General features: G+C 41.0%; 1 protein-coding gene. It reads left to right on the forward strand.

What is annotated here, in order from left to right:
- A partial coding sequence (locus ACTXGO_RS15770; RefSeq protein ID WP_443575183.1) for a zinc-binding dehydrogenase occupies positions 1–398 on the forward strand: 398 nt, incomplete at its 5' end.
- Between the last annotated feature and the right edge of the window lie 227 nt (positions 399–625).

Here is a 625-nt window from a genome sequence, read left to right on the forward strand (position 1 = left end):
GGGATTTTGTGTTGTCGCTCGGTGCAGATGAGCATATCGATTATGAAGCTCAAGACTTTGAAAAAATAGTCTCAGATATCGATTTTGTATTGGATGCAATCGGTGGTGAGGTGCTCAAGAACTCTCTAAAAGTGACCAAAGATGGCGGCGAAATCATCAGTCTACCTACCCCGCAATTCTCTGATGAGGTACTCAATTACGCGCGTGAGCATGACATCGATGTTGCTTATTTTAACGTCACCTCTAATGGCGATGACATGCAAACCCTAAAGACTATGCTTGAGAAGGGGGTGCTAAAACCGCATGTGTTCAAGACTTTTGCCTTTGCAAAGCTGCATGACGCGCATCGTCAAGTTGAGACCAATCATACCGTAGGTAAAGTAATCGTTGAGGTGTAATTCATCTATTAAAGAACGCATTAAAAGGTTTAACCAAAGTCACATTGCGATACTTTAGGTTCACTTGTTATGGTAGTGCTTGTTTTATAGCTATCGAGCAAGTAGCTAAGCATTTGCAAAAACATTTAAAAGTACAAAACACTTAAAATCAAAAAAGGATTTATTATGCGCAGCGCAACTTATAACGAATTTGGCAAACCAACCGAAGTACTCAGCCTAGGCGATCG

The organism is Psychrobacter sp. T6-1 (assembly GCF_052258445.1).